Below are 1,234 nucleotides of genomic sequence, written 5' to 3' on the forward strand. Positions count from 1 at the left end.
CCGCGACGAAGACCCGGTGGTGGCGCGCGCCTTCGACATCGCCCAGCGCCTCGAGGGCCTGACGCGCCACGCCTCGACCCATGCGGCCGGCATCGTGATCGGCGATCGTCCGCTGAGCGAGCTCGTGCCGCTCTACCGCGATCCCAAATCCGACATGCCGGTGACCCAGTTCAACATGAAATGGGTCGAGCCCGCGGGGCTCGTGAAGTTCGACTTCCTCGGCCTGAAGACGCTGACCGTGCTCGACGTCGCCTGCAAGCTGCTCAAGCCGCGCGGCATCGATGTCGATCTCGCGACGCTGCCGATCGACGATGCCGAGAGTTACCAGATGCTGGCGCGCGGCGACGTCGTCGGCGTGTTCCAGGTTGAAAGCCAGGGCATGCGGCGCGCGCTGATCGACATGCGCCCCGACCGTTTCGAGGACATCATCGCGCTGGTCGCGCTCTATCGCCCGGGCCCGATGGCGAACATCCCGACTTATTGCGCGCGCAAGCACGGCGACGAGGAGCCGGAATATCTGCATCCGGTGCTGGAGCCGATCCTGAAAGAGACCTTCGGCGTCATCATCTACCAGGAACAGGTGATGCAGATCGCGCAGGTGATGTCGGGCTATTCGCTCGGCGACGCCGACCTCTTGCGCCGCGCCATGGGCAAGAAGATCCGCGCCGAGATGGACAAGCAGCGCGACATCTTCGTCGCGGGCGCGATCAAGAACGGCGTGCCGAAGGCGCAGGCCGAGACCATCTTCGAACTCCTGGCGAAGTTTGCCGACTACGGCTTCAACAAGAGTCACGCGGCGGCTTACGCACTGGTGTCCTACCACACCGCCTACATGAAGGCGCATTACCCGGTAGAGTTCATCGCGGCGTCGATGACGCTCGATCTCAACAACACCGACAAGCTGTCCGAATTCCGCTCCGAAGCGCAGCGTCTCGGCATCAAGGTCGAGCCGCCCAACATCAACCGGTCCGGGGCGACCTTCGAGGTGGGCGAGAAGACGATCTATTATGCGCTCGCCGCGCTCAAGGGCGTCGGCATCCAGGCGATCGAGCAGATCATCGCCGAGCGCAGCAGGGGCGGCCTGTTCACCTCGCTCGCCGATTTCGCGGCGCGGGTCTCGCCGCGCGCGATAAACAAGCGCATCATCGAAAGTCTCGCGGCGGCCGGCGCCTTCGACACGCTGGAGCCAAATCGGGCGCGCGTCTTTGCGGGCGCGGACGCGATCCTCGCCGCC

1 protein-coding gene is annotated in these 1,234 nt (G+C 65.2%); it reads left to right on the plus strand.

Annotation, left to right across the window (positions count from 1 at the left end):
• Window positions 1–1,234 (plus strand): DNA polymerase III subunit alpha (dnaE, locus tag JHD07_RS35295; protein WP_291630598.1); only part of this gene is annotated, 1,234 nt, incomplete at both ends.

The organism is Bradyrhizobium sp. (assembly GCF_016462955.1).
In the GTDB taxonomy this organism is placed as follows: Bacteria; Pseudomonadota; Alphaproteobacteria; order Rhizobiales; family Xanthobacteraceae; genus Bradyrhizobium.